Source organism: Streptomyces sp. NPDC021012 (assembly GCF_044333355.1).
GTDB lineage: Bacteria > Actinomycetota > Actinomycetes > Streptomycetales > Streptomycetaceae > Streptomyces.
Window position 1 is genome coordinate 208,127 of sequence record NZ_JBIRQU010000006.1, and the last position, 24,619, is coordinate 232,745.

Below are 24,619 nucleotides of genomic sequence, written 5' to 3' on the forward strand. Positions count from 1 at the left end.
GCAGGGGTAGGGGCGGTCATGGCCACCAGCTCTGGATGTCGGCGAGGTCCGCCGCCACGGTGCGCAGCGATGCGGGCCCGTCGCACTCGGCCACTGCTTCCAGCAGCCCGGGCAGACTCGTGAAGAGCCGCTCTCGAGGGCCCGCGGCGAAGTCGTCGAGTGCCGACTCGTACAGCGCGGCGGGGCTCACCCCCGTGCCGGTACCGGTCCGTGCATCACGCAGCGCCTGGCGCAGGGCCGCGACACGGACCTGGGCCCGCGCAGGCCGGTCGGCAATCCGCGCCATCTGCTCGGCAAGCGCGGACGACAGGTCCGGAGCTCCGCTGCGGAGGACCGCGGTGAGCGCGTCGGCGTGCAGCAGGTCCAGGGGGATGTCCGCACACACCTCGCTCGCCCGTGTCACGTTCCCGCAGGACACAAGAGCCTCCGCCACCATGCACAGGGCGACGGACCGCTCGTAGTAGTCCTCGATGCCCTGAGCCAGGGTCAGGGCCTCCTCGCAGAGCTCGGCCTGCGCGGCCGACGGTGCCGCGGTCGCCATTCGGGTCAGGACGGAGACGTGTGACGGGGCGTCGAGGCCGACCGCGAGTCGGCGGGCCTCGGCGAGGAGCGTCCCGGCGCGCTCGACGGGAAGTGTGCGGGCGGCACGGGCGAGGATGTCCACTCGCCAGGTCCGGTAGGGCAGCCGTGGAGCGAGCTCCACGGCTGCCTCGGCCTGCTCGTCGTCCAGGCGTGCTCGGGCCAGCGCGTACAGCAGCTCGCCGAGCCACAGCCCGCCGACCGACTCGGCCAGTCCGGCGGCCTCCGCGGTACGCCCGAGCGCGCACAGCCGGACCCCCAGGGCGGACCGTGCCGCCCAGCGCAGTTCGTCCTCCGGGATCGACTGCGTGAGTTCGCAGGCCCTGTCGATGGCGTCCCCGGGCAGGTGCGCCGCGGCCTGGGCGAGCAACGCCGCCCAGCCCCGTGGGCGGGCCGGCGTCGTCACCAGCCCTGCCAGGCTTTCGGCGAGGTGCTGTGCGACGGGGTCCGTCGCATGGTCCGCCAGAGCCTGCAGCACCTGGGTGCGGCTGTGGACGTCGTCCACAGCCGCGATGATCTCCGTGATCCGCGCCGCGCCGCACCGCGCCAGGGCAGGAGCGAGGTCGGCGATGACGGCCGCGCGGGCGGTGTCGTCCGGCAATGCCGCCAGGGCCGCCAGCACCCCGCGGTGTGCGGCCTCCTCCGCTTCCGGCTCGGTGGTCCAGGCCATGAGGCCGCTCAGCAGGGCCAGGCGGTGTGCCGGGACGGGGATGCGGTTGGCCAGTGTGCCGACCGCCCACGTGTCCGCAGAGGACTCCTGTTCGAGCGCTGAGGCCAGTGCGGCCCAGGCGGTCGTGCCCGCACGGCGGTCGTCAATGACCGTCCCGAGGTCGAAGGCCGCCCCGACGAGCCTTCCGGCCTCGTCGCCGGACGCGTCGGTCGCGGCCAGGGTCAGCAGATGGGCGCGCCAGTAGCGGGAGGCCGGATCGTCCGTCGCGTCGTGGGCCGGATCGTCCGTGGAGAATCCGGCCTGCCCGAGCCGTACGGCCGCCTGGTGCCGGCGACGACGGTAGTCCTCGATGAACGCGGCGCTGGCGGCCATGCCCGAGGGAGACTCGAGATCGAGTTCGTGTCCGTGCCCTTCTCTGGGTATCGACAGCGCCGGCATGCCTTCCTGGACGCCGAGCAGTCTCTGCGCCACCACTTGGTAGTAGGGGTCGGCGAGGGAGCGCACCACCGACAGCAGCTCCCCCTTCCGTTCGGCGGATACGTGGTGGTTCAGCCGCCACAACTCGCCCACCCGCCAGAACCCGTCGGGCACCGACCGGACCGCGGCCATCGCCTCGCGTTCGACGTCCTCCCGCAGCGCCGCGGGGACCGCTTCGATCAGGCTGGTCAGTGCCTCGGACCGGTCCTCCGCGGTGGGGATCTCCCGCGCCTGGGTCAGAGCCTCCGCCGCCGACATCCTGCCGTGGCGCACGAGCAACGACCACAGAGCGGGGGGAGTGGCCTCGGCGAGACTGTTGAGCGAACAGGCGATCAGGACGTAGCGCAGCCGGAGCGCCCAGGCCAGCGGCTCCGTGCCGAGCCGCGTCGCGTTGCGCACCACGGCGACGTCCCGGCGGTAGGCAGCGATCTCACCGGCTCGTCGGTGGACCGCGAACCACACGTTGAGGCGGCGCGGCCCCGCCTCACGGGACAGGGTCATCAGGGTGTGCGCGTCCTCCTGCCGGTCGGCGCCGACGAGGTGGTCGACGACATGGCGCAGGCCGTAGCCCCCGTCCAGCCCTTCGCGTCCGGCCTCGGCGAGCCGGGGAAGGCCGTCCGCGAGCCCTCCCCACGCCGTGAGGTAGCGCTCGGCCATCCGCGCGTGCGCCTCCCGCGTCGCCCGGGCCAGTCGCCGGCCCAGGGAGCGCTCCGCGGTGGTCAGCTCCTCCACGGCGACGGCGCCCCGCACGAACTCTCCGAGGCTGTCGTGGAAAGTGCGGTAGCGAACGTCCTCGCCGCTCTCGTCGGCATGGAGGAAGGGACGCCAGTCGTTGTCGAGCAGGTCCTCCACGGTGCCCGTGCGGGGTGTCCCCGCGAACTCGGCGATGAGCCGCGCCGACAGGGGCTCGGCCGCGGCCGCGATCACGGACAGCACCGGTAGGTCAAGCTCGTGCCAGCGTTCTTCGTGACGACTCTGCCAGTCGTGCCAGTACTGCGCGTAGTAGTGCCACAGACCGGTGGGCAGTCGGTCGATCCGGTCGATGGACAGCCGCTGTGCGGAGATCTCGGCGACTACGTGGTGGAGATAGATCCAGACCCCCTCCGACTTGGCCAGGAGCGTGTCCACGAACCGGCTCTTGGGTGTGCCGTTGCGCGCCAGGATGCCGCACAACGGATCGCTTTCGCTGAGACCTTCGAGAAACGCGCGTGCGTCGCCCCGGTTTTCCTCACTGTCCCGATCGATACGCATGATCTCCCTGGGGACGTTGATCCTCAACGGGATGTGGACGGGCCGCTGCGCGGTGACGACGAACACGCCCGCCGGCAGGTACGACGGCAGTCCCAGAGGGTTCTGTCCGGCCGCGGGCGTCGTCTCGTTCAGGCCATCGACGACCAGCACGATGGGCTCGCCCGGGCTCAGTGCGTCCCGCCGGGCGCCGGCCGCCTCCAGGAGCTCGGAGAGGAACTCCGGGCGGTCCGCGGTGGGCGGGAGGACGCCACCGACGGCGTAGGTGTCCAGGTCCCATGCCCGGATCAGCTGGGCACTCAGATTGCGCAGTGCTGCGCCCGAGTCGTTCGGGTCCTGCATCAGACGTACGAAGTGGTGGACGTAGCCGCGCTGGCGGGCGAGCCATGCGAGGAACGTGGTCTTGCCCATCCCTGCCTCAGCCTCGACCAGGACGTAGCCTCGGTCGTGGCGGCCCATGGCCGCATCCAGCTGCGCGACCAGCCAGCCGCGTCCTGTGAACCTGTCCAGCTCCAGTTCGCGGTGGAGCTGTACGGGGCTGACGTAGGCGTCCTGGAGCCGCGCGTACCGGCCGATGAAGAACGTGTTGTTGTCGCCGGTGACCAGCAGGGCGTTGATCGCGTCCCCGCCGATGGCGATGCTCCGGTCGCCGGTCGCGGTCACGGAGCCCGGCACCGGCCCGGTGTCACTCATCCGGGTCCCGCTGCGACGAGGCCCCGTCCCCCGTGCTGATGCTGCCGCCGCTGACGTCGCCGCCGATGGCGATCGAGCGGGTGCCGCTCGCCGTCACGTTGGTGACGGTGACGCCGGCAGCCGTGGCCTGCTTCCACAGCGCGCTCAGCTCCTCGCGCAGCGCGGTGTCGGCGGTGAGCAGCTTTTCCAGTTGCCATGCCAAGGCGTCGCGTGCGCCGGTGCTGTCAGGGCTCTCGGCGACGTCCTGCGCCGCCTCCAGAGCGGCGGGACGGTCACGGACCCGGTCCGCGAGCCGGTTCCACAGTCGGGCCGCGTGGTCCCAGGCCTCACCCGCCGCGGCGGCCGTCGCGCGACCCGCGCCCTCGAGCAACGGTGCGAGGAACGGCGCGAGGAAGTCGACGAGTTGGCTGATCTCCATGCTGCCTCCGTGGTCACGAATGCCGGGACGGCCGGGATGCGGCGCGTCCCTGGAAGTACCGAAGGGTCGTGGGGCCTCGTTCCAGCCACCTGCGCGGCACCACGCCGTGCAGTCCGAGGATCGCGGCGGGCACGAGGTCGTCCGCAGTCAACCACGCGCGCTCGTCAGCGGACCGGAGGGCACGCAGCAGGCCACGAAGGGACAGACCTTGTTTGCGTGCGTGGGTGCGCCACGTCCTCAGGTCGTAGTTCTCGACGACGTACGTACGGCCCTCCAGCTGAGGCCCTCGGGGCACCGGGCGACCGCTGAGGTCGAGATGGAGCGCACGTACCACGTCGATGCCATGCACGTTCTCGAACATCCGGAAGCAGGCGCCCGCACGCGGATTGACGTCCAGCAGTTTGTACGTGCGGTCACGACGGTCGTACCGCACGTCCATGCTGACGATTCCGGTGAAACCGACGGTCTTGAGGAAGTGCTCGGCCTGCTCCCGCAGCTCCGGGTTGTCCTCGGAACGTGCGTAGGCCGTCTCGCCCGCGTGGGCCGGGTACGAGCGCAGCTTGCGGCCGGTGAAGCTGACCAGGCTGACGGACCCGGCGTCGCAGTAGGCGTGGAAGAGCCAGTCGTCTCCCGGCCCGCCCGGCACGACCTCTTGGAGCAGGACTTCGTACTCCTGCCCGGCCTCTGTGGTGGCCGCGCGCAACTCCGCGCGGCTTCGGGCCATCACGGTGCCGTACGTACGGGAGCCGTCCGGGAGCAGGGTCCGCTCGGTGCGCTTGACGACGACGGGGAGCTCCACGTCGGCGAGGGCTGCTTCGGGCGCGGGGCACCGCTGGATACGCGTGCGCGGCGGAAGGAATCCGGCCCGCTCGGCGAGCTCGGCACATCGTCGCTTGTTGACGAGGTCGAGAGTGAGTCCGGTGCGGCAGACCGGGAACAGAAGCTCATCGGGAAGCCGGTCTGCGTCCTCGTTGAGGAAGACGGCGGCCTGATCGTCCGTGGGTACGGCCACGCAGGGGACGGCGATCCGCTCGGCGATGCGGCCGATGCCTTCCATGAGCTGCCGTCGGTAGTCGAGCTCGTCGCCGGTGCGCCAGACGAAGCCGCCGCGCAGGAACGCCGAGCGCGATGCGGGCGTGAAGGAGTCCTCGTGCACACCGTAAACCTGGACGCCAACTCGGCCGAGGGAGCGGATGACCCCGAGCCCTCCGTGGTGGAGCCGGTAATCGCCTGTCTTGAGTACGAGGGCAGCTACGCGGTGGTCGAAGCGTGGATCGCTGTCCCGAGCCAATTCTTCCCCCGGAAATGGCGCGTACGAACACGACGTGCGTGTTCCCTGCAGGGCACAGGGTGGCATGAACCCTGGGCTGCGAACAGGGCGCATGCAGGGGCGCTTGAACGGTGCTCGCGCCCCGCACGCGTGACAGCCGTACGAGCCGTGGGCCCACGAGGGCCTGGATTCACTCGCACAGAGGGCGTCGGCGGCACCAAGGCCGACACCGGCCCCGTTGGGTGCGCCCTGGCGCCCTCGGTCCACCCGGGGTCCTGAGGTGCGGCACCGACCGATAGTTGAACGTTCTGACGCACCGTCGGGCAGGGCTCGCCGAATCGACATCCGGAAGTGCCCGGCGTGCGTCGGCATCGGGTAGGGAGCAGGCCGGGATCCGCGTGGGGATGGTGATCCGGTTGGGGATGCACTCCCGTGGGATGACGCCCTGGAAGGGGTCGTCGGCATCCCCTAACAGCAGTGGCGGGACCTCCTGCCACACCTGGCCTGGCGCCCCTCGTGCGACCCGTAGGCGGTCGAGGGAGTCAGCCGACCGCGACGGCGTTCCGGGCGCCGTCGAGTTCGTCGGACCAGGCGGGTCCGGCGAAGGCGCTCCCGTACAACCGGGCGCAGCTGCGCTGGTGTTCGACGTAGGCCGCGCGCAGCCGGGCGGCGTAGTGGGCACACAGTGCACGGGGCGCCGCGGTCCCCCGCACGGCCGCGTCGATGACGGCGGCGGCGAGGATGCCCGTACGCAGGGCCTGCGCGGTTCCGGTGCCGCTGAGGGGGTCGTAGCGGATGGCTCCGGCCCCCACCAGCAGCCGGCCCGGGGCGTCCCCGGCGGGTGCCGTCGCGGGGGCCGGGTGCAGCAGCGGGGCGGCCGGGACGGCGGCGGCGGACCGGGGCGGGTGGCGCAGGAGCGCCCCGAGACCGGTCTCGGCGGCCAGCCGGGCGAGCAGGGCGACGGGGTCCCCGGCCGGACCGGGCACCATGGCCTGTACGAGGGCGGCGCCGCGCCCCAGCGGGGTGAGCTGTGCCCAGCCCGCTTCGGCGGTGCCGAGGACGGCGGTGCGCTCGTCGGCACCGGGCCGCAGCGGGGCCGTTCCGGCCAGCAACCGCCGCCGCCCGGCGGCCCGTTCGGGCACCGCACGGGCGGTCACCACCCATCCGGGCGGTCCCTCCGGCGGATCCGCGCGCCCCTCGTCCATGCCGTGCTCCGCCAGCCGCTCCCGCATGCGGACGGCCACCTCGGCTCCGTCCACCACCCGGCCGGCCTGCGCGAACCGGGTAGGCGGCCCGTCGCCCCAGCACACCTGTCGGTGCGTCACCTCCCAGTTCCCGTCGAGGAGTCCCGGACCCCACAGGGAGTCCAGCAGCTCCAGGGCCGGCCCGGCGAGCAGCAGCGGCCGAGCCCCCGTGGCGCCCGCCCCCGCCGCGCCCGGCCCGGGCGGCGGCAGCCGGACCCGGTGCCCGCGCCCGGCCAGTAGCCGGGCGCAGGTCAGCTCCGCCAGTCCGGCCCCGCCGATCTCGACGGGGCGGCTCATCCCTGAAGCTCCAGCACATCCAGCAGAGCCGCGGTTTCGAATTGCTGACTGATCGTCATGTCCCTCAGGTCCCCGTCGAGTTCCCGAATGGCGGCCAGGGCCTCGATCGCCGCGATGGCCGCTTCCCTGGTGGCCTGACCGTCGGCGAGCTCGGGCGGCAGCTCGCCCGCGCCCGGCGCGAAGGCCGGGGGCAGGGTGAAGCGGGGCGCGATGCCGCGGGTGGCGAGGAGGTGGTTGATCTCGTGGAGGTTCTCCATCGTGACCCGGGCCTGGCCGATCAGCAGACCACCGGCCTGGTCGCCGAGTGCGAAGGTGGCTTGCAGGGTGCCGAGCAGTGCCGCGTAGTACCGGTCGCTGAGGTCGAGCAGCGTCCGGCCCAGCTCGTCCTGCGCGCCCGGCCGCCGCAGGGGTCGCAGGTACACGAGGGGATCGAGGCCCACCAAGTGCTCCTTCACCGCGGTGAACCGACGGAAGTGCTCCTCGCCCTCGTCGATGACGAGCTTGATCAGGTGGGCCAGCCTGTCGGCCTCGGGGAACACGTCCGGCTGCTTGATGATGCTCCGGTGCAGCTGGACGTACATGCCGTCGAGGCCGGTGCCCACCTGCTGGCTGGGGGCCTCCACGTCGATGAACCACTGCAGTTGCGCGGGTGTCAGCGGGCGGAGCTCGAAGGGGTGGACCGTGTCGCGCACGATCTCCGCCGCCCGCCCGACGACGGGCTTCTCGCCCAGGGTGCCGAGGGCCTCGTTCACCCAGCGCAGGTGCCGCATCTCGTCGACCGCGACCTCGAACACCTCGAAGGCCGCGGCGTGGATCCGCCGCATCAGCCGACTCGCCGAATCCGGCAGCTCCCTGGGCGCGTTGAGCGAGTAGTGCGCGTACAGGTACTCCACGCTCAGTGCATGCTCGACGGTGGCCAGTGACTTGAGCCTGCTGATCACGGTCGCCCGGTCGAGGAGCGGGATGTCGGGCGGCACCGGGTTGCCGATGCTGTCGTCCTCGCGGTCGTTGAGCACCACGGGCAGCACCTGCCAGTCGGAGATCAGCCGGGGGTAGCTGAGCTCCAGCCGCCTGCGCGGGCTGCCGAGGTCCAGTGCGTCCGTGTCGAGGTCCGGGACCGGTGTGCGGTCCGCGCGCAGGAAGTTCATCTGCGGGATGCTCTCGTCGGCGTTGCCGGCGACGTCGGGTTTCGAGGCGGCCCAGTAGAAGCAGCCGCAGTCACGGAAGTCGTACTGCCAGGGGGCGCACAGGCTGCGGGTGAGGTCTCCCGGCCGATACACCTCCGGGTCGATGACCCCGTTCTCGTCCAGGTACCGGGCCCGGTCCGAGACCAGCACGGCCAGCTGGAACCGGCCGTCGGGGGCACGGCGGACGAAGCTCTCACCGCTCATGCGCAGGGCGTTGAGGTTGCCGACCGCGGCGGCTCCGAGCGTGGCGACGGTTGTCTGGCGCCCCAGCAGGAGTACGGCGATCCGGCCCGGCAGCAGATCGTGCACCTGCCGCCAGACATCCAGGCCGTCGCGTTCACGGCAGTCGACCGGTTCGACCTGGGCATCGGTCTGGTCCACCCGGGTCCGGCCGCACACGGCCCCGATGAAGACCTGGTTGTCGCCCGCCAGGTCCGCCGTGGTCAGCCCGTGGGCGGCGGCCACCCCGCCGGTCACCTCCAGCGCCCGGGAACCGTTGTAGCGGTGGAAGTCGAAGAGCATCCCGGGGAAGAAGGCCTTGTCGAGGTTGCGCTGGTCGAACTCGAGCCCCGGGAAGCAGTTGTCGACCCCGCTCTCCGGGCGGGTGTTGGAGGGGTTGCCGCGTACGACGTGGTCGGCCCGCGCGGTGAGGTTGCGCGGGAGGATCTTCCCAGTGGGAGTCGGCAGGTCGGGCATGGACGGGCTCCTTCGGGCCTTCAGACGGTGCTGGCACTGCTCGTGAGCGGGGCCGCTGCGGACCGCTGCTCGAAGAACTCGGGCGCGGCCTGGACGAGTTCGACGTAGGCGCGCAGGCAGAAGGACAGCCAGCCGCGGATGTAGTCACAGCCGGGCCGGCCCCGTCGGCTGACCTCGTGGTAGCAGCCGCCGCCGCACAGGTAGCGGGCCCAGCAGGACCGGCAGGGCTCCTGCCGGTCCACGTGGCGTTCGGCCAGGTGCCGTTGCCGGGCGGCGGTGTCGGGTCCAGCGGCCAGTGAGCCCATGGCGAAGGCGGGGTCGTCGACCAGCCGGTGGCAGGCGTAGAGGCCCCCTTCCGCGGAGGCGCTGAGGTAGCCCGCGCCGGCCCCGCAGGGGTAGGGGCGGTGGGCGCCCCGGTGCAGCTGCTCCATGGCGGTCTGGAAGTTGCCGAACGGGTAGGCGCGGCCGGCCGACAGCTCCGCAAGGGCCCGTTCGCCGCAGGCGGTCATCTGCTCGAGGAAGCCCGCGAAGGCCTCGGTGGTGATCTCGTACGCGGGGTCCGGGGCGCTGACCACCGCACCGAACCCGACCTCGTCGAAGCCGAGCGCGATGCCGTGCTCCAGGATGTCCAGGAGGCGGCCGGTGTACGGGGTGACGCTGACGCGCGCGGAGAGGTGACGGGGGCGGCCGTGGCGGGCGAGCGTGTCGAGCCCGGCCCGCAGCCGGTCGTATGCGCTGGCTCCGCCGGGTGCCCTGCGCAGGGCGTCGTGGCCGGTCCGGTCGCCGTCCAGGCTGACCGTAACGGTGAACGGGTGCTCCGCGAACAGTGCCGCGTCGTCGGGCCGTACGGTCGTCAGGTTGGTGGTGAGCGCGAAGCGGACCCGGTGCCCGGTGGTGGCCCCCGCCCGGACGGCGTACCGGACCACCTCGTGCACCAGGTCGCGGGCGAGTAGCGGTTCGCCGCCCATGAAGCCCACGACGACGTCCGAGCCGGGCGCCGCCTCGGCCAGCAGCCGGTCCACCGCCGCGTACGCGGTGGCCCGAGGCATCGCCCGGGCACTTCCCCCGAACCGGCCCTCGTCGGCGTAGCAGTGACCGCAGCTCAGATTGCAGGCCTGCATCACGTTGAGGGAGATCGAGGACAGCGGAGGCGGTGCGAGGGGAGTGCCGTCGATCCGCGGTGCCCCCCAGAGCGGGAGGTCCAGCGTGCGCCCCAGCTCGTCGAGGGAGCCCTCCGAGGCGGAGAGCCACTCCTCCAGCCGGACCGCCGTCGCCTCGGGCAGGTCGTACAGACGGCTGCCGTCGGCGACGAAGAGATGGGCCCCGTGCGCACTCCGGAAGGTCCGCACCTGCGCTCCGGGCCCGGCCGGCAGCGGGCTCGCGGCTTGTGCCGGGACGTCCGGGGGCCGCCGCCCGATCTGCAGGAGTACGGTCACGTGCCCGGCTCCGTCCTGTCGCGCAGGCCCTGGGCCCAGGCGGTCAGCAGGTCGTACTGCCGTCGGGTCAGGTGCAGCGGTCCAGCGTCGGCACCGCGCATCCCGATCGGCATGCGGCGGTCGGTGTAGCTGGGCGGCAGGTCCTCGGCCGGTGGCCGTACCACGCGGTCGAGCAGATCGGGCTGCTCACGCACCATGTCTTCCAGAGCCTCAAGGGCGACGAAGCGGCGGTGGCGCCGACGACCGCGGTCGGTGAGTGCGAGGAGAACGCCGGTCAGCGGTTCGGGAACCGTCCACGCGACCCCTTCGTAGGTGTCGAGGACGCGCTGGTTCTGCACGTCCACGTTCATGTTGCCCATCGTTTCGAGGACCCGTTCGAAGAGATCACGGATCTCCAGCGCGGTCTGTCCCTCGTCGGCGATGTAGGAGGGGTCGCTCACTTCGGCGCGCTTGACCCGGTCGGCTAGTCCGTCCGCGAGGGAGACGAAGGGCCTGCGGTCCGGTGCGAAGTCGGGCGGGCTGACCACGATGCGGGCGGTGGCGGTGAGACCTCCCGGCAGGGTCACGGCGACCGTGCCGTCGCAGACGTCGTCGACCATGCCCAGGCTGGCCTGGATCTGCCGCTCCGCGCCCGCGAACAGGCCGGGGGGCGAGGTCCGTTCATCGTCGCTGATGTCACTGAGCCTCAACCGGCACCACGGCGCGGCCGGATTGAGGATGAGCCGCTCCTGCGGGAGCTGGTACCCGGTGTTCGCGGCGAGCTCGGCCAGGTTCGTCGGCCCGTACACAAACCCTTTCCCCGGGGTGAACCGCAGCCGGAGCTCGGGGAGTTCGGCGTTCGGCGCGGGCACCTGGACCGAGCCGAGCGGGAGGGACTTGCCGGCCGGGACGAGCGGGTTGGCGGTGCCCTGCGGAGAGTGCCCGGCGAGCGGATGCCGCTGGTGGTCGTCGCCACGGACCTCGGCCCGGGCCTCGACGCGGTCGTCCTGCTGCTGGGTGATGTGGTGGGCCTTGAGGTTGGCGACGGAGACCTGCCAGCGCACGTCGCCGAGGCCCAGCCCGAAGCCGGCGAGCACGTCGGCGGTGAGGACCCCCGTCCGCTGCTCGCCGTCGGCGGTGGTCCAGCTGCCGTGCACCTCGAAGAACGGGCACACCGGCCGCCAGCCCTCCGCGTCCTTGAACCGGACCTTCTGCGGCATCCGCGTGGTCAGGGTGCCGTCGGCGGCGAGGTCGAGGCTCTCCACTGGCTCCACGGTGGTCTTGCCCGTACCGCGCGGGGTCAGGTCGCTGGGTCCGTAGCGGTAGTTGTCGCACGGCATCGGCGAGGAACCCAACCGGGCGATGGCGAGGGGTGGTTGAAGCCAGATACGGTCGATCACCGGCACCTCCTGGCGGGCGTGCCGCCGGCGGGGCGGCGGCGTACGGCCGGCCCCGGAGCGCGGTCCACCCCGTGCGGTAAAGTTACGGGACGTAACCAAACATACGATTCCAGTCACCCTGTGTCACGCACGACACGGCGAGCCGCGGCCGGTCTCCGTCACCGACGGGACGCGACCGCGCGTGCCGTCAGTCCGCCTCCGGGCCTTGAGCGGGGTCGGCGGTACCTCCGGCGCGGCCAGGCGCCCGCCGTCGTACCCCTTCACCTCACCGAAGCGGTCGCCGGTCATCCAGTCCTCGCGAGCCTTGCGGATCCCCTCGTCCGTGCGGCCCACAAAGTTCCACCACAACACGGACATCTTCCCCACTCGCAGGCGCGGGGCCGCAATGTTGCGAGCAGGCCGCCGCCGGCGGACCCCACACCCTCATGCAGAGCTCACATGAACCTGCCTCCCTTCGCCACCGCCGGCATGTACAAGACCCGTCCAGGTTCGAAGCGGAGTGCCGCCAGCCGCTGCTGTGACGACCGTGCCCGGTCCGCCCCATGCGCGCAGATTCCACCCTCCGTAGTCAGCACCAAGTCAGCACGGGAGAGGTGAACACGGGTGCTGACGTGGGGTTTCAGTCAGCACGAAACCAGCACGGGAGTCAGCACGGCGGCCTCATATCGTCCCCGATCAGTGCAACACGGACAGGCGCCGGTTCGGCCGCTCCGCAGGACTCCGCGAGGCTACAAAGGAGAGCCATGGCGGCCGGGCGCATGCGGGAGCGTCGAACTATGGTGTCCCACCACATACGCCCCTGACCTGCTGCTTCCTACGGTGTGGCGACACGAAAACCTCCCCGTCACCCGCTCGGAAGTGGTGCACATGGCCGCCGCAACAACCGCTCCCACACCCCCCGGTTCCCTCAAGCGCATCGTCGCCGCGAGTCTCATCGGCACGACGATCGAGTGGTACGACTTCTTCCTGTACGGGTCGGCCGCAGCGCTGGTGTTCAACAAGCTGTTCTTTCCCGAGTCCGATCCGCTGGTGGGGACGCTGCTGTCGTTCCTGACCTATGCGGTCGGGTTCGCCGCGCGGCCGCTCGGCGCGCTGGTCTTCGGGCATTTCGGGGACCGGCTCGGGCGGAAGAAGCTGCTGGTGCTGAGCCTGCTGATGATGGGTGGGGCGACGTTCGCGATCGGGCTGCTGCCGACGCACGCGACCGTCGGATCGGCCGCGCCCGTGCTGCTCACCGTGCTGCGCCTGGTGCAGGGCTTCGCGCTCGGCGGGGAGTGGGGCGGGGCCGTCCTGCTGGTGTCGGAGCACGGGGACGCCGGGCGGCGCGGGTTCTGGGCCTCCTGGCCGCAGACCGGCGCGCCGGCCGGGCAGTTGCTCGCGACCGGGGTGCTGTCCGCGCTGACCGCGCTGCTCTCGGACGCCGCCTTCGCCTCCTGGGGCTGGCGCGTGCCGTTCCTGCTCTCCGGCGTCCTGGTGGTCGTCGGCCTGTGGATCAGGCTCTCGGTCGACGAGTCGCCCGTCTTCAAGACGGCGCTCGCCGCCGCCGAGGAGCGCAAGGCCCTCGCCGGGCAGGTCGAGAGGATGCCGCTCGTCGCGGTGCTGAAGCACCACTGGCGGGACGTGCTGATCGCGATGGGCGCCCGCATGGCGGAGAACATCTCGTACTACGTGATCACCGCGTTCATCCTGGTGTACGCGACCACCCAGGTCGGCCTGAGCAAGCAGACCGCCCTGAACGCCGTCCTCATCGCCTCCGCCGTCCACTTCGCCGTCATCCCCGCCTGGGGCGCGCTCTCCGACCGGATCGGCCGCCGCCCGGTCTACCTGATCGGCGCGGTCGGCGTCGGCGCCTGGATGTTCCCGTTCTTCCTGCTCATCGACCACGGGAGCTTCGGTTCGCTGCTGCTCGCCGTCACCGTCGGTCTGGTCCTGCACGGGGCGATGTACGCGCCGCAGGCGGCCTTCTTCTCCGAGATGTTCGCGACCCGGATGCGCTACTCCGGCGCCTCCATCGGCGCCCAGTTCTCCTCCGTGGCCGCCGGGGCGCCCGCGCCGCTCATCGCGACCGCGCTCCTCGCCGACTACGGCTCCTCGACGCCGATCGCCCTGTACGTGATCGCCGCCGCGCTGCTCACCGTCGTCGCGATCGTCTGCGCACGCGAGACCCGCGACCGGGACCTCGGCGAGGTCGCCGAGGACGCCCCGCAGGCCGCTGCCCCGGCCCGCGCCGACGTCTGACCCGGGTCCCGACCGCCGACCCCGAGCGGCTCCCTCCGCCCCCGCGGAGGGGGCCGCTCGCTCAGGAGAGGGCCCGGCGGAGGGCGTGCTTGTCGGGCTTGCCGATGCCGCTGAGCGGGATGGCCTTCAACACGTGGAACGCGTGGGGGACATGGCGGCCGCTCTTCCGGGCGGCGACGAAGTCGCGCAGCTCGTCGATGTCGGCGCTGTGACCGCGGGCGGGCACGATGGCGGCGTGGACGCGCTCGGGGGTGCCGTCATGGCGCATCCCGAAGACGGCGCACTCGGCGACGGCGGGATGGGCCATCAACACCTCCTCGATCTCGCTGGGATAGACCGGTGCGCCGTCGACGGTGATCGTGTCGTGGCCGCGGTCGGTGAGGAAGAGGTAGCCGTCGTCGTCGAGGTAGCCGATGTCGCCGGTGCTCACCCAGCCGTCGTGCAGCACGCGGGCGGTCAGCTCGGGCTGCTTCCAGTAGCCGTTCATGGCGCTGTGGGCGCGGGCGTGGACCTCGCCTTCGCCGCCGGCCGGGAGGGCACCGCCGTGCTGGTCGACGATGCGGAGTTCGACGCCGGGCATGGCGCGGCCGACGGTGATCTGCCCGTGCCGGCCGACGCGGTCGTGCTCTTCGGGGCGGACTTCGGTGAGCCCGAGCGTCTCGTTCTGCCCGTACCAGCTCTGCAGCACCTTGCCGAAGACGCTCTCGGTCTGCCGCAGCCTGACCGTCGACGCGGGGCTGCCGCCATAGGTGACCCGCCGGACGCTGGACGTGTCGGTGGCGGGCAGCGCGGGATGGTCGAGGAGCCGGTGCAGGAGGGGCGGCTGGAGGAACAGCCGGGTGATCCGCTCGCGTTCGATCGCCGCGAGGGCCTCGCCGGGATCGAACGCGGGCTGCAGGACGACGGATCCGCCCTGGAGGAGCGCCAGGTCGGCCCAGAGCCCGGCGATGTGGGTGAGCGGCGTACACGCCAGATAGCGGAACGGGGCGTCCTCGGGGGAGCACAGGTTCTCCAGGGTGCGCCGGTACGGGCCGTGCCTCATCTGCAGGCTCTTCGGCAGCCCGGTCGTGGTGCCGCCCGTGTGGCGGATGCACCAGTCGTCGTCGGCGCCGACGGGCACGGTCACGGGCGCCGACGGCTGCCCGTCCGCCGCCGCGCAGATGTCGTCGGCGACCGGGTGCGGGCCCAGCGTCGCCAGCACCGGCACGTGGAGAAGCGGCTTCAGCCGGTCCAGGTCCGCGTACCGGGTGGGGTCGACCAGCAGCAGCTCGGTGTCGACGACGTCCATCAGGTGCGCCAGGACGTCCGTGGACAGCCCCTCGTACAGGGGTGTCACGCGCGCCCCGGCCAGGTTGGCGGCGTAACGGGCGATGAGCGCCTGAGGGGTGTTGCCGGTGAGCAGGGAGACGGTCTGCCCGCGCCGGACGCCACGCGCGATCAGCTCCCGGGCCAGCCGGTGGACGCTGTCGCGCAGCTCGCCCGCCGTGATCCGCCGGCGGTCGTGGCAGATGATCACGGGCAGGCCGGGACGGCGCGCCAGGGTGTCGAGGATGGCTTCCGTGTAGGTGACGAAGCCCTGGTCGGCCGTCTCGGGACGGAGGTCGGACATCTGTGCCCCTTGTGGTCGGTGGGAGGAGTGCGGCGACGGATCGGCCGGGATGCGCTTCGGAGCCGTCACGGGACCAGGGAGGCCGGCCTGGCGTGGTGTTCGAGGGGGGTGAGGTACGTCAGGTCGTCGAGGGGCTGATCGGTGAAGAAGCGATCCAGCAACTGGGACATCTCCAGGGGCCGTTCGAGATGGCAGAGGTGGTCGGCGCCCCTGATGAGGGTGAAGACGCTTCCGGCGATGGTGCCGGCGACCTCGCGCCCGAGGTCGGGGTGGGTGAGGCTGTCGTGTTCTCCGGTGAAGACCAGCGCCGGAACATCCCGGACGCCGCCCGGCCACAGCCCCTGCCAGTCGATGACGCGGCGGGTGGAGGCGAGGTGCCGGGGGATGTCGGCCCGCGTGACCGACCCCATCGTGCGGGCGAGGACGCGGGTGACGACCGCGCGCTTGTGGACGTCCCGCTCGCCGGGGGACAGCAGCGCCGCGATGCTCATACGGGCGTAGGCGCCCGCGTCGCCGGACTCCAGGGCGTCGGCCATCGCCTGGAGCGCGGCGCGCTGGTCCGGCGGGTACACGGGAGCGGCACCCACCAGGGCCAGGCGGGCGACGAGCTCGGGACGCTCCTGGGCCAGGCGGTAGCCGATCGGCGCCGCGTAGGAGGCCCCGAAGAGGTTCACGCGTCCCAGGCCCAGCCGGCCCAGCAGGTCCGCCAGCGCCTCGGTGAGGAAGTCGAAGCCGTACGAGGCGGGCAGCACGTCGGCCGCGCCCGATCCCGGCAGGTCCACGCTGACGACGGTCGCCGACGCCGCCCAGAGCGCTTCGAGCCGTTGGTAGGCGTACATGTCCTGGAAAGCGCCACCGAGCACGACGACGGGCTCGGTGACCGGAGCGGCGTTCTCGACGATCCGGCACCGGTAGCCGAAGCCGTCGAAGGTGAGGTGGCGGATCCTTTCAGCATTCATGCCCGGTCAACCGGGACGCGCGGAGAAAGGTCACGCGTTCGGCGATCATGTGACCGGTCCCCTCCCCTGCGCCTGTCCGGAAACCACCCGGCCTCCGCGGGGCGCGCGGGTCACCGGGCCGGCGGCAGAGGGCCGTCAGGTCCGTCCTCCGGCGGTCGCCAGAGGTGCCGGGGCGGGGGCCCGGTGGCCGGGCAGCAGGGCTGCCACGACGACGGTGCAGACCGTGAGGGCGGCCGTCAGGCCGAAGGCGTGGGCGAACGCCGTCGCGGTGTGGCCACCGCGCTGGAGCAGGACGGCGAGGGCGGCGATGCCGAAGGAACCGCCGAGCTGCTGGAGGATGCGCGTCGTGGTGCTGGCGTCCGCGACCTGGGAGTCCTGGAGGCCCTGGTAGGCGCCGACCGTGACGGCGAGGTTGACGGCGCTCATTCCGAGGCCGCGGAAGAACAGGGCGACGCCGATCACCGCGCCCTCACCCACCGAGGCGGCGAAGGGCCACGTCGCGACCGCGCTCAGCAGCAGGCCGGTCACCACGACCGGGCGGGGCCCGATCCGGTCGGTGAGCACGCCGGCCACCCGCGCCGCCAGCGCGCCGACGCCCTGCGGGACGAGCAGGAGACCCGTGGCGACGACGCCCTTGTCGAGCACGAGCTGGCAGTACAGGGGCAGCAGGAACATCCCGCCGTACATGGTCAGACCGCCGGCGAACATCAGCACCGACGTCGCGGCGAAGGAGCGCAGCCCGAACAGACGCATGTCGATGAGGGGCGCGCCGCTCCGCAGGCTCCACCCGACGAACGCCACGACCAGGACGACCCCCGCCGCCATCGGCAGGAGTACACGCCCTTCTCCCGCACCGCCCTGGCCGCCGCACTGCGAGAGCCCGTACACGAGCCCGGTGAGGCCCGGGCAGATCAGCACCAGCCCTACGACGTCGAGGCGGGGGGCGCGCTGCCGTCGGTCCCGGGGCACCCCCCGCCAGGCGAGGAACAGCGCGAACGCGCAGACCGGCAGGTTGACGTAGAAGATCCAGCGCCAGCTGAGGTGCCCGAGCAGCAGCCCGCCGAACACCGGCCCCAGGACCGGGCCGAGGAGAGCCGGCAACGAGACCACCGCGACGAGCCGGCCGACCCCCCGGCCCCCGCAGGCCCGGATGACGATGGTCTGCAGGACCGGCGTCATCAGCCCCGCACCGGCCCCCTGCACGGTCCTGAACAGGACCAGCGACTCGACGCTCCGGGCGCAGGCGCACAGCAGCGAACCGACGGAGAACAGTGCCAGCGCCCCCAGCCAGACCCGCCGCGTCCCGAACCGGTCACCGGCCCAGCCGCTCATCGGCATGACCATCGCGAACGCCAGCAGGTAGGCGGTGCTCACCCACTGCACGGTCGTCGTCGGGACACCGAGGTCGTCGGCGAGGGCGTCGACCGCCACGGAGACGATCGTGCTGTCGAGGAGCGGGGCGAAGGCACCCACGGCGAGCACGCCGCACAGCCTGAGCAGGGCGGGATCAAGGCGTTCCTTGGGCATGCGACTCCCTCGGGGTTCGCCCCGACAACGACCAGGGGGCCCGTGCCGTCACGGGCTCCCGGTCCTGGGCCCGCAGGACACCGGCTCATCGGCTCGATCTCACCGAGGCGGCACGCCAGCGCCGTTCAGCGGGCGACGGCTGCCGACATCGCGTGCAGCCGCAGCGCGAGCTGGATCTCCAGGGCGCGGGCCGGGGACTGCCAGTCGGGGCCGAGGAGCCGGCCGACGCGCTCCAGGCGCTGGGCCACCGTGTTGACGTGGACGTGGAGTTCGTCCTTCGTACGGGCCGGACTCATGCCGCTGCCGAAGTAGGCGTCCAGGGTGCGGACCAGGTCGGTGCCGCGCCGCCGGTCGTAGTCGACGACCTGGCCGATCGTCCGGCCCACGAAGCCCTCGATGTCCCGGCCGTCGGCGAGCAGGAGGCCGAGGAAGCCGAGGTCCTCGGCGGCCGCGCCCTGGCCCGAGCGGTGCAGCAGGACGAGCGCGTCCAGGCAGCGGCGGGCCTCCTGGTACGCGACGGCCACCTGGTCCGGGCGGTCGAGGAGCGCCCGTACGGGCGCGGAGGCGCCGACGGTGACCGGCTCGCTCAGGGCGCCGCCGAGGCTCCGCGCGGTCTGGCGGGCGAGGTCGGCGGCGCTCTCCCCCGGGCCGAGCGGCAGCAGCAGGACCGTACCGCCGTCGCGGGCCGAGGCGAGGCCGTGCCGGGTGGCGGCCAGGTGCGTGGCGGCCGACCACAGGCGCTGGCGGTCGGCGCTCTCCCGGCGGCCCGCGTCGGAGTCGGCGGCGCCGCCGGCGGACCGGTCGATGCGGGCGGCGAGCACGACGTGCGGGGCCTCGCCGTCGGTACGGAGGCGGGCGGCGCGCTCGCGCAGCAGGAGGCGGTCCCGGTCGGGGGCGTCGAGGAGGTCGTCGAGGAGCTCCCCGCGCACCCGCTGCTCGGCCTCGCCCGCCGAGCGGCGGGCGAGCAGCAGCAGGGAGGTCACCAGGGCGGCCCGCTCCAGGGTGCGCTGGTCGACGGGGTCGAGCTCGGGCTGCCCGCGGAGCACGAGCGCGCCCAGGGTCTCGCCGCCGGCGGAGACGGCGGCCACCCAGTCGTCGCCCTCGCGGACGGCGTGGCCCCCGGCGCGGCGGGCGGCGCCGGCGCCCGTCTCGGTGAACTCGACGGTGCCGCCGAGGACCTCGGAGACGGCGTGGGCCACGTCGTGGACGCCGCCGCCGCGCAGGACCAGTTCGGAGAGCCGGTCGTGGACCTCGGAGGCCCGCTCGATGACGGCGCTGTGCTCGCGGATGATGTCGTTGGCCCGCTCCAGTTCGGCGAGGGCCGAGCGGGTCTCGGCGAGCAGGTTGGCGGTGTCGATGGCGACGGCGGCGTGCGCGGCGAAGGAGCCGAGCAGCGCGACCTGTTCGCGCTCGAAGACCCTGGCCCTGCGGTCGGCGGCGAAGAGCACGCCGATGACCTGGCTGCCGAGGCTGAGCGGCACGCCGAGGATGGCGACGAGGCCCTCGTCCCGCACGGCCGCGTCGATGGCGCGCGTGTGCTGGAAGCGCGGGTCCTCGAAGTAGTCCTCGGTGACGTACGGGCGGGCGGTCTGGGCGACCAGCCCGCCGAGGCCCTCGCCCATGCCGAGCCGGACCTGCTGGAACCGTGCGGAGACCGAGCCCTCCGTGACCCGCATGTACGTGTCCCCGGCGGCCGGGTCGTTGAGGCTGAGGTAGGCGACCTCGGTGCCGAGGAGCGAGCGGGCGCGCTGGACGATGGCGCGCAGCACCGCGTCCAGGTCGCGGAGTCCCGCGAGGTCGTGGGCGGTGGCGAAGAGGGCGGAGAGCTCCGCCTCGCGGCGCCGCCTCCCCTCCAGTTCGGCCCGGACCCGCAGCGCCAGTTGCTTGGCCTCTTCGAGCCCGGCCAGCGCCTCGGGGCCCGCGCCGCTCGCGCGGGCGAGCAGCACGGGCCGGTCGTAGGCCTCCGACGCCGCTCCCCGGGCGAGGAGTTCCAGGTAGGAGACGTGTTCATGGGACATGGACACAGGGATACCTGCCGTACGTGTGGTCGCACCACCCCTGTGGACGAACGGTGCGGGGGACCGGCTCAGTGGGCGGTCCAGCCGCCGTCGAGGGTGAGGGAGGTGCCGGTGATGAACGAGGCCTGGGGGGTGCAGAGGTAGAGGACGGCCTCGGCGACCTCCTCCGGTTCGATGAGCCGCTTGAGCGCCGAGTCCTTGAGGAGGACCTCGGTGAGGACCCGCTCCGGCGGGATGCCGTGGGCGGCGGCCTGGTCGGCGATCTGCTTCTCGACGAGTGCCGTGCGGACGTAGCCGGGGTTGACGCAGTTGGAGGTGACGCCGTGCGGGGCGCCTTCGAGGGCGGCGGTCTTGGAGAGGCCCTCAAGCCCGTGCTTGGCGGCCACGTAGGCGGACTTGAAGGCGGAGGCGCGCAGCCCGTGGACGGAGGAGAGGTTCACGATCCGCCCCCAGCCCTGCGCGTACATGTGGGGCAGGGCTCCCCGGACGAGCCGGAAGGGTGCTTCCAGCATCACGGTGAGCACGGTGTGGAAGACGTCCGGCGGGAACTCCTCGATGGGGCGGACCAGCTGGATCCCGGCGTTGTTGACGAGGATGTCGGTGCCGGCGGCGGCCGCTTCCGCCGCGTCCAGGTCGGTCAGGTCGAGGAGCCGGGGCTCGAGGCCGCCGGGGAGCGCGCGGGCCTCCTCGGCCAGGGTCTCCAGACCCTCGGCGGCCCGGTCGACGGCTCTGACCCGGGCCCCGGCGGCGGCGAGCCGCAGCGCGACGGCGCGTCCGATGCCGCCGGCCGCGCCCGTGACGAGCGCGGTGCGGCCGGTGAGGTCGAGGGCGAGGCCCGCGGCGCGGGGCAGGGGCGAGGCGACGTCCGCGCCGGGCTCGGTGCCGGGGACGGTGATGGGTGCGCTCATGTTCGGCACCCTATGAACGGGCCCCGCCCTCACCGATGTGCGCCGCACCCATAGTTCAGCCGGTGGCTGTGGTGCGGAACCATGTGGGTTCGTCGGCGAGCGCCTTCTCGATCCGCAGGTACGAGAAGCGCTTCATCTCGGGCAGCTCGTCCACCTCGAACCAGCCGACCTCGGTGGACTCGTCGTCGTTGACCCGCGCCTCGCCGCCGACCGTCCGGCAGCGGAACGTGACGTCCATGTACTGGCAGATGTCGCCGTTGGGGTAGACGACGGGCTTGCGGAGGGTCTCCACGAGCACGATCCGCTCGGGCACGCAGCGCACGGCGGTCTCCTCGTGCACCTCGCGGACCACGGCGTCGGCGGGCTGCTCGCCCGGGTCGACGATGCCGCCGACGATCGCCCAGAGCCCGTTGTCGGCCCGCTTGCCGAGCAGGACCCGGCCCCGGTCGTCGAGGACGACGGCGCTGACGCCCGGCAGGAAGAGCAGCTGGTGGCCGGCCGTCTCGCGCAGTTCGCGGATGAAGTCAGGAGTACCCATGCCCCGACCCTAGATCATCCGCCGATCGGGGCGGCCGGGTCCCGTCTCAGGCCGCCGGGGTCCGGCGGGCCCGCAGCGCGCGGGCGGCGGCCCAGCCGAGACCGGCCGCGGCGAGCACCGCGAGCAGGGCCTCGGGCAGGGTGCCCAGGCGGGTCGCGGGGGTCTGCGAGGAACGCAGGGGCACCTTCTCGACGAGGACGTCCGGGGTGAACATCTTCGTCTGCGCGACGATCTCGCCGTCGGGGCGGATGATCGCGCTGACCCCGCTGGTGACGGGCACGACGACCGAGCGGCTGTGCTCGACCGCGCGCACCCTGCTCATCGCGAGCTGCTGGTAGGTCATCTCGCTGCGGCCGAAGGTGGCGTTGTTGCTGGGGACGGTGATCAGCTGGGCGCCGTGGGTGACGGTGTCGCGGACGGCCCAGTCGAAGGCCGCCTCGTAGCAGGTCGCGAGGCCCACCTTCGTACCGGCGAGGTCGAAGACGCCGACCTTCTTGCCGGGGCCGAAGTCCCGGGCCACCCGGTCGACGTTGCTGTTGAAGAGCCGTACGAAGGACCGCATCGGGATGTACTCGCCGAAGGGCTGGACGTGCCGCTTGTCGTACGTGGCGACGGGGCCCCGCGCGGGGTCCCACTCGATGAGGGTGTTGCGGAGCTTGCCGGTCTCGGGGGCGATGACGGCGCCGATCACGGTGGGCACGCCGATCGCCTTGACGGCGCCGTCGATGACGTCGGCCGCGTCGGGGTTCGCGTACGGGTCGATGTCGGAGGAGTTCTCCGGCCACAGCACGAAGTCGGGCTGCGGCTCGCGGCCCTCCTTGACGGCCTTGGCGAGTTCGAGGGTGCGGGCCACGTGGTTGTCGAGGACGGCCCGGCGCTGGGCGTTGAAGTCGAGGCCGAGGCGGGGCACGTTGCCCTGGACGGCGGCGACGGTGGCGGTGCCGTCCTCGGCGGAGTCGTCGACGAGGGGCAGCGCGGCGAGGGCGCCGGTGACCGGGACGAGGAGGGAGAGCGCCGCGGCGGCGAGCGGGCCGCGCGGGACGGCGCCGGTGGCCCGGTACGCCCGGAACAGCCGGCATGCCTCGTACAGGCCGAAGCCGCAGAGGGCGACGGCGAAGCCGAGCACCGGGGTGCCGCCGACGGCGGCGAGCGGCAGGAAGAGTCCGTCGGCCTGCCCGAAGGCGACCTTGCCCCAGGGGAAGCCGCCGAAGGGCACGCGCGCGCGTGCCCCCTCCCCGAGGATCCACACCCCGGCGGCGAAGAACGGCCACCACGGCAGCCGGGAGACGGCCGCGATGCCGAGGCCGGCGGCGGCCACGAAGAGCGCCTCGACGGCGGCGAGGGCGAGCCAAGGACCGGCGCCGACCTCCTCGCCGGTCCACACCAGGAGCGGGAGCAGGAAGCCGAGTCCGGCGAGGTAGCCGAGGCCGAAACCGGCGCGGAGCCGGCGGCCCCGCAGGGTCCAGCCGAGCAGCGCGAAGGCGGGCAGCGCGAGCCACCACAGGGGGCGCGGCGGGAAGCTCAGGTAGAGCAGGAACCCGGACAGCAGTGCCGCCCCGGGCCGCAGGAACCGCCGCAGCCGGGAGACCGGCGTGGGTGCGGTGTCGGGGCCGGGCGCGTCGACGGGGGTGATGGTGGCGCTCACCTTGGGGAGTCTACGTGTCGTCCCTGTGCGCGAGGAGGGCGGTGCGGCCCGGCGCCGACCGCCTTACGCCGAGGTCACACGCCGGTCGGCGCGGGCGGGACCGGCGGGGCCGGGTGGCCGAGGCGGGCGCGGATGACGCGTACCGCGGACTGGGCGTCGTCGACGGTCACCGTGAAGGTGCGGCCGTCGCCGAGGCGCAGGACCAGGCCCTCGCCCCGCCGGACGACCACCGCCGTGCCCTTCTCGGGCCGCCAGCGGTAGCCCCAGCCGCCCCACTGGCGCGGGGTGACGCTGGGCGCGAAGTCGGCGCCGACGACCTGGGCGAGCGGGATGCGGCGGCGCGGCACGCCGATGTGGCCGCAGCGGACCTCCATGGCCCGGTCGTCGACCTTCACGGCCACGTGGACGAAGGCGAGCGTCCCGAAGAGGACGAGCAGTCCGGCCGCGACACAGCCGATCACCGCCATGAGCAGCGCGGCGACACCGGAGGTCCACGGGGACTCGACGGCCAGCGTGACACCCAGCGCCATGCAGGCGGCACCGGCCACCGCCGCCACCCACTGGAGGCGGTTGGTGGCGCGTCCGGTCCAGACGACGGGCACCGGCTCATCGGCACGCGCGTCCCGGGAATGCTCCCTCATACCGGAAGCGTACCCAGGATCGACCGGGCCAGCGCGCCGGAGCGCGGTCGCCCGGTGACGCTCGGTGAGCAGTGCCGGGGCGGCGCGGCCCCGGGGTGGGCCGGTGGGCGACTCGGGGGGGCGGCGAGCGGCCGGAGGCTCAGTGCGCGGCGGCCGTGGCCGCGAGGGTGCGGCCCTCCGCGTAGCCGAGGGCCGGGGCGGGGAGGGGGCCGGGGCGGCCGCTGAGGAGGACGGAGAGGGTGCCGGTGGGGGGTGCCTCGGGGGCGGGTTCGGCACCGATCCGGCGGAGGGCCTGGGCGGCGACGGCGTCGGCGGAGCCGTGGAAGACGATCGGCGGAAGCCCGGGGCGGCGGTGGGCCGCCAGGGCGGCGAGGATCCGCTCCTCGACCAGTTCGTAGTGGGTGCAGCCGAGGACGACGGCGCGGACGTCGGTCGGGGTGAGCGCGGCCGCCGCGGCGACGGCGGCGTCCACGGCGTCCCGGTCGGCGTGCTCGACGGCGTCGGCGAGCCCCGGGCAGGGCACCTCGGTGACCTCGGCGCCCTCGGCGAAGTCGCGGATGAGTCCGCGCTGGTAGGCGCTGCCGGTGGTGGCGGGGGTGGCCCAGATGGCGACCTTGCCGCCGGCCGCGGCGGCCGGCTTGATCGCGGGCACGGTGCCGATGACGGGGATGTCCGGTTCGAGGGCGGCGCGCAGCGCGGGCAGGGCGTGCACGGTGGCGGTGTTGCAGGCCACGATGAGCGCCTGCGGGCGGTGCTCGGCGGCGGCGAGGGCCACGTCGAGGGCGCGGCCGGTCAGGTCCTCGGGGGTGCGGGGGCCCCACGGCATGCCGTCGGGGTCGTTGGAGAGGAGGAGATCGGCGTCCGGCCGGAGCCGGCGCACCGCGGCCGCCGCCGGGAGGAGGCCGATTCCGGAGTCCATGAGCGCGATCTTCACCCGGTCAC

General features: G+C 73.1%; 17 protein-coding genes and 1 pseudogene. 1 reads left to right on the forward strand and 17 read right to left on the reverse strand.

Annotated features, from left to right (window positions below; translation table 11 throughout):
- Positions 1 to 16 precede the first annotated feature (16 nt).
- The 8 genes and pseudogenes from ACH4TP_RS21400 to ACH4TP_RS21435 form a co-directional block, all read right to left on the reverse strand.
- A complete protein-coding gene (locus ACH4TP_RS21400) occupies positions 17 to 3,667 on the reverse strand; it encodes a hypothetical protein (RefSeq protein WP_398438807.1) in 3,651 nt (1,216 codons plus the stop codon).
- A complete protein-coding gene (locus ACH4TP_RS21405; protein WP_398182337.1) occupies positions 3,660 to 4,085 on the reverse strand; it encodes a hypothetical protein in 426 nt (141 codons plus the stop codon). The genes ACH4TP_RS21400 and ACH4TP_RS21405 overlap by 8 nt, the downstream gene beginning before the upstream one ends.
- A gap of 13 nt (positions 4,086 to 4,098) precedes the next feature.
- Positions 4,099 to 5,241 carry an ATP-grasp domain-containing protein gene (locus ACH4TP_RS21410; RefSeq protein ID WP_398438808.1) on the reverse strand — a complete coding sequence of 381 codons (1,143 nt, stop codon included), beginning with the start codon at positions 5,239 to 5,241 and terminating at the stop codon, positions 4,099 to 4,101.
- A 656-nt stretch (positions 5,242 to 5,897) separates the two neighbouring features.
- Positions 5,898 to 6,896 (reverse strand): NAD(P)/FAD-dependent oxidoreductase, encoded by a 999-nt coding sequence (locus ACH4TP_RS21415; protein ID WP_398182331.1) that lies wholly within the window; start codon positions 6,894 to 6,896, stop codon positions 5,898 to 5,900.
- Positions 6,893 to 8,779, reverse strand: a complete 1,887-nt coding sequence (locus ACH4TP_RS21420) for a ferritin-like domain-containing protein (protein WP_398438809.1) — start codon at positions 8,777 to 8,779, stop codon at positions 6,893 to 6,895. Before ACH4TP_RS21420 ends, ACH4TP_RS21415 begins: the two co-directional genes overlap by 4 nt.
- 20 nt (positions 8,780 to 8,799) lie before the next feature.
- The gene (locus ACH4TP_RS21425; RefSeq protein ID WP_398438810.1) at positions 8,800 to 10,215 is read right to left on the reverse strand and encodes a radical SAM protein; all 1,416 of its coding nucleotides are present in this window, start codon (positions 10,213 to 10,215) and stop codon (positions 8,800 to 8,802) included.
- Positions 10,212 to 11,594, reverse strand: coding sequence for a hypothetical protein (locus ACH4TP_RS21430; RefSeq protein WP_398438811.1), 1,383 nt, complete (start codon positions 11,592 to 11,594; stop codon positions 10,212 to 10,214). Before ACH4TP_RS21430 ends, ACH4TP_RS21425 begins: the two co-directional genes overlap by 4 nt.
- A gap of 192 nt (positions 11,595 to 11,786) precedes the next feature.
- Positions 11,787 to 11,945: pseudogene (locus tag ACH4TP_RS21435) on the reverse strand (pirin); the annotation flags it as partial.
- A gap of 516 nt (positions 11,946 to 12,461) precedes the next feature.
- Here ACH4TP_RS21435 and ACH4TP_RS21440 point away from each other — a divergent pair.
- Entirely contained in the window at positions 12,462 to 13,832 is a 1,371-nt protein-coding gene (locus ACH4TP_RS21440) for an MFS transporter (RefSeq protein WP_398438812.1), read from the forward strand.
- Between the two features lie 61 nt (positions 13,833 to 13,893).
- On the opposite strand, the gene ACH4TP_RS21445 is transcribed toward ACH4TP_RS21440, so the two are convergent.
- The 9 genes from ACH4TP_RS21445 to ACH4TP_RS21485 form a co-directional block, all read right to left on the reverse strand.
- Positions 13,894 to 15,441: an AMP-binding protein gene (locus tag ACH4TP_RS21445; protein WP_398438813.1), complete on the reverse strand. Its 1,548-nt coding sequence runs from the start codon at positions 15,439 to 15,441 to the stop codon at positions 13,894 to 13,896.
- Between the two features lie 65 nt (positions 15,442 to 15,506).
- Positions 15,507 to 16,400, reverse strand: a complete 894-nt coding sequence (locus ACH4TP_RS21450) for an alpha/beta fold hydrolase (RefSeq protein ID WP_398182313.1) — start codon at positions 16,398 to 16,400, stop codon at positions 15,507 to 15,509.
- Between the two features lie 135 nt (positions 16,401 to 16,535).
- A complete protein-coding gene (locus tag ACH4TP_RS21455; RefSeq protein WP_398438814.1) occupies positions 16,536 to 17,927 on the reverse strand; it encodes a DHA2 family efflux MFS transporter permease subunit in 1,392 nt (463 codons plus the stop codon).
- A gap of 125 nt (positions 17,928 to 18,052) precedes the next feature.
- Positions 18,053 to 19,945 carry a helix-turn-helix domain-containing protein gene (locus ACH4TP_RS21460; protein WP_398438815.1) on the reverse strand — a complete coding sequence of 631 codons (1,893 nt, stop codon included), beginning with the start codon at positions 19,943 to 19,945 and terminating at the stop codon, positions 18,053 to 18,055.
- 68 nt (positions 19,946 to 20,013) lie between these two features.
- Positions 20,014 to 20,853 carry a 3-hydroxybutyrate dehydrogenase gene (locus tag ACH4TP_RS21465; RefSeq protein ID WP_398182304.1) on the reverse strand — a complete coding sequence of 280 codons (840 nt, stop codon included), beginning with the start codon at positions 20,851 to 20,853 and terminating at the stop codon, positions 20,014 to 20,016.
- Between the two features lie 55 nt (positions 20,854 to 20,908).
- A complete protein-coding gene (locus tag ACH4TP_RS21470) occupies positions 20,909 to 21,391 on the reverse strand; it encodes an NUDIX hydrolase (protein ID WP_398438816.1) in 483 nt (160 codons plus the stop codon).
- A gap of 46 nt (positions 21,392 to 21,437) precedes the next feature.
- Positions 21,438 to 23,036, reverse strand: coding sequence for an apolipoprotein N-acyltransferase (gene lnt / locus ACH4TP_RS21475; RefSeq protein WP_389228925.1), 1,599 nt, complete (start codon positions 23,034 to 23,036; stop codon positions 21,438 to 21,440).
- Positions 23,037 to 23,110: 74 nt separating this feature from the next.
- Positions 23,111 to 23,677, reverse strand: coding sequence for a hypothetical protein (locus ACH4TP_RS21480; RefSeq protein ID WP_398438817.1), 567 nt, complete (start codon positions 23,675 to 23,677; stop codon positions 23,111 to 23,113).
- Between the two features lie 139 nt (positions 23,678 to 23,816).
- Positions 23,817 to 24,611 carry a glutamate racemase gene (locus ACH4TP_RS21485; protein ID WP_398438818.1) on the reverse strand — a complete coding sequence of 265 codons (795 nt, stop codon included), beginning with the start codon at positions 24,609 to 24,611 and terminating at the stop codon, positions 23,817 to 23,819.
- Positions 24,612 to 24,619 lie beyond the last annotated feature (8 nt).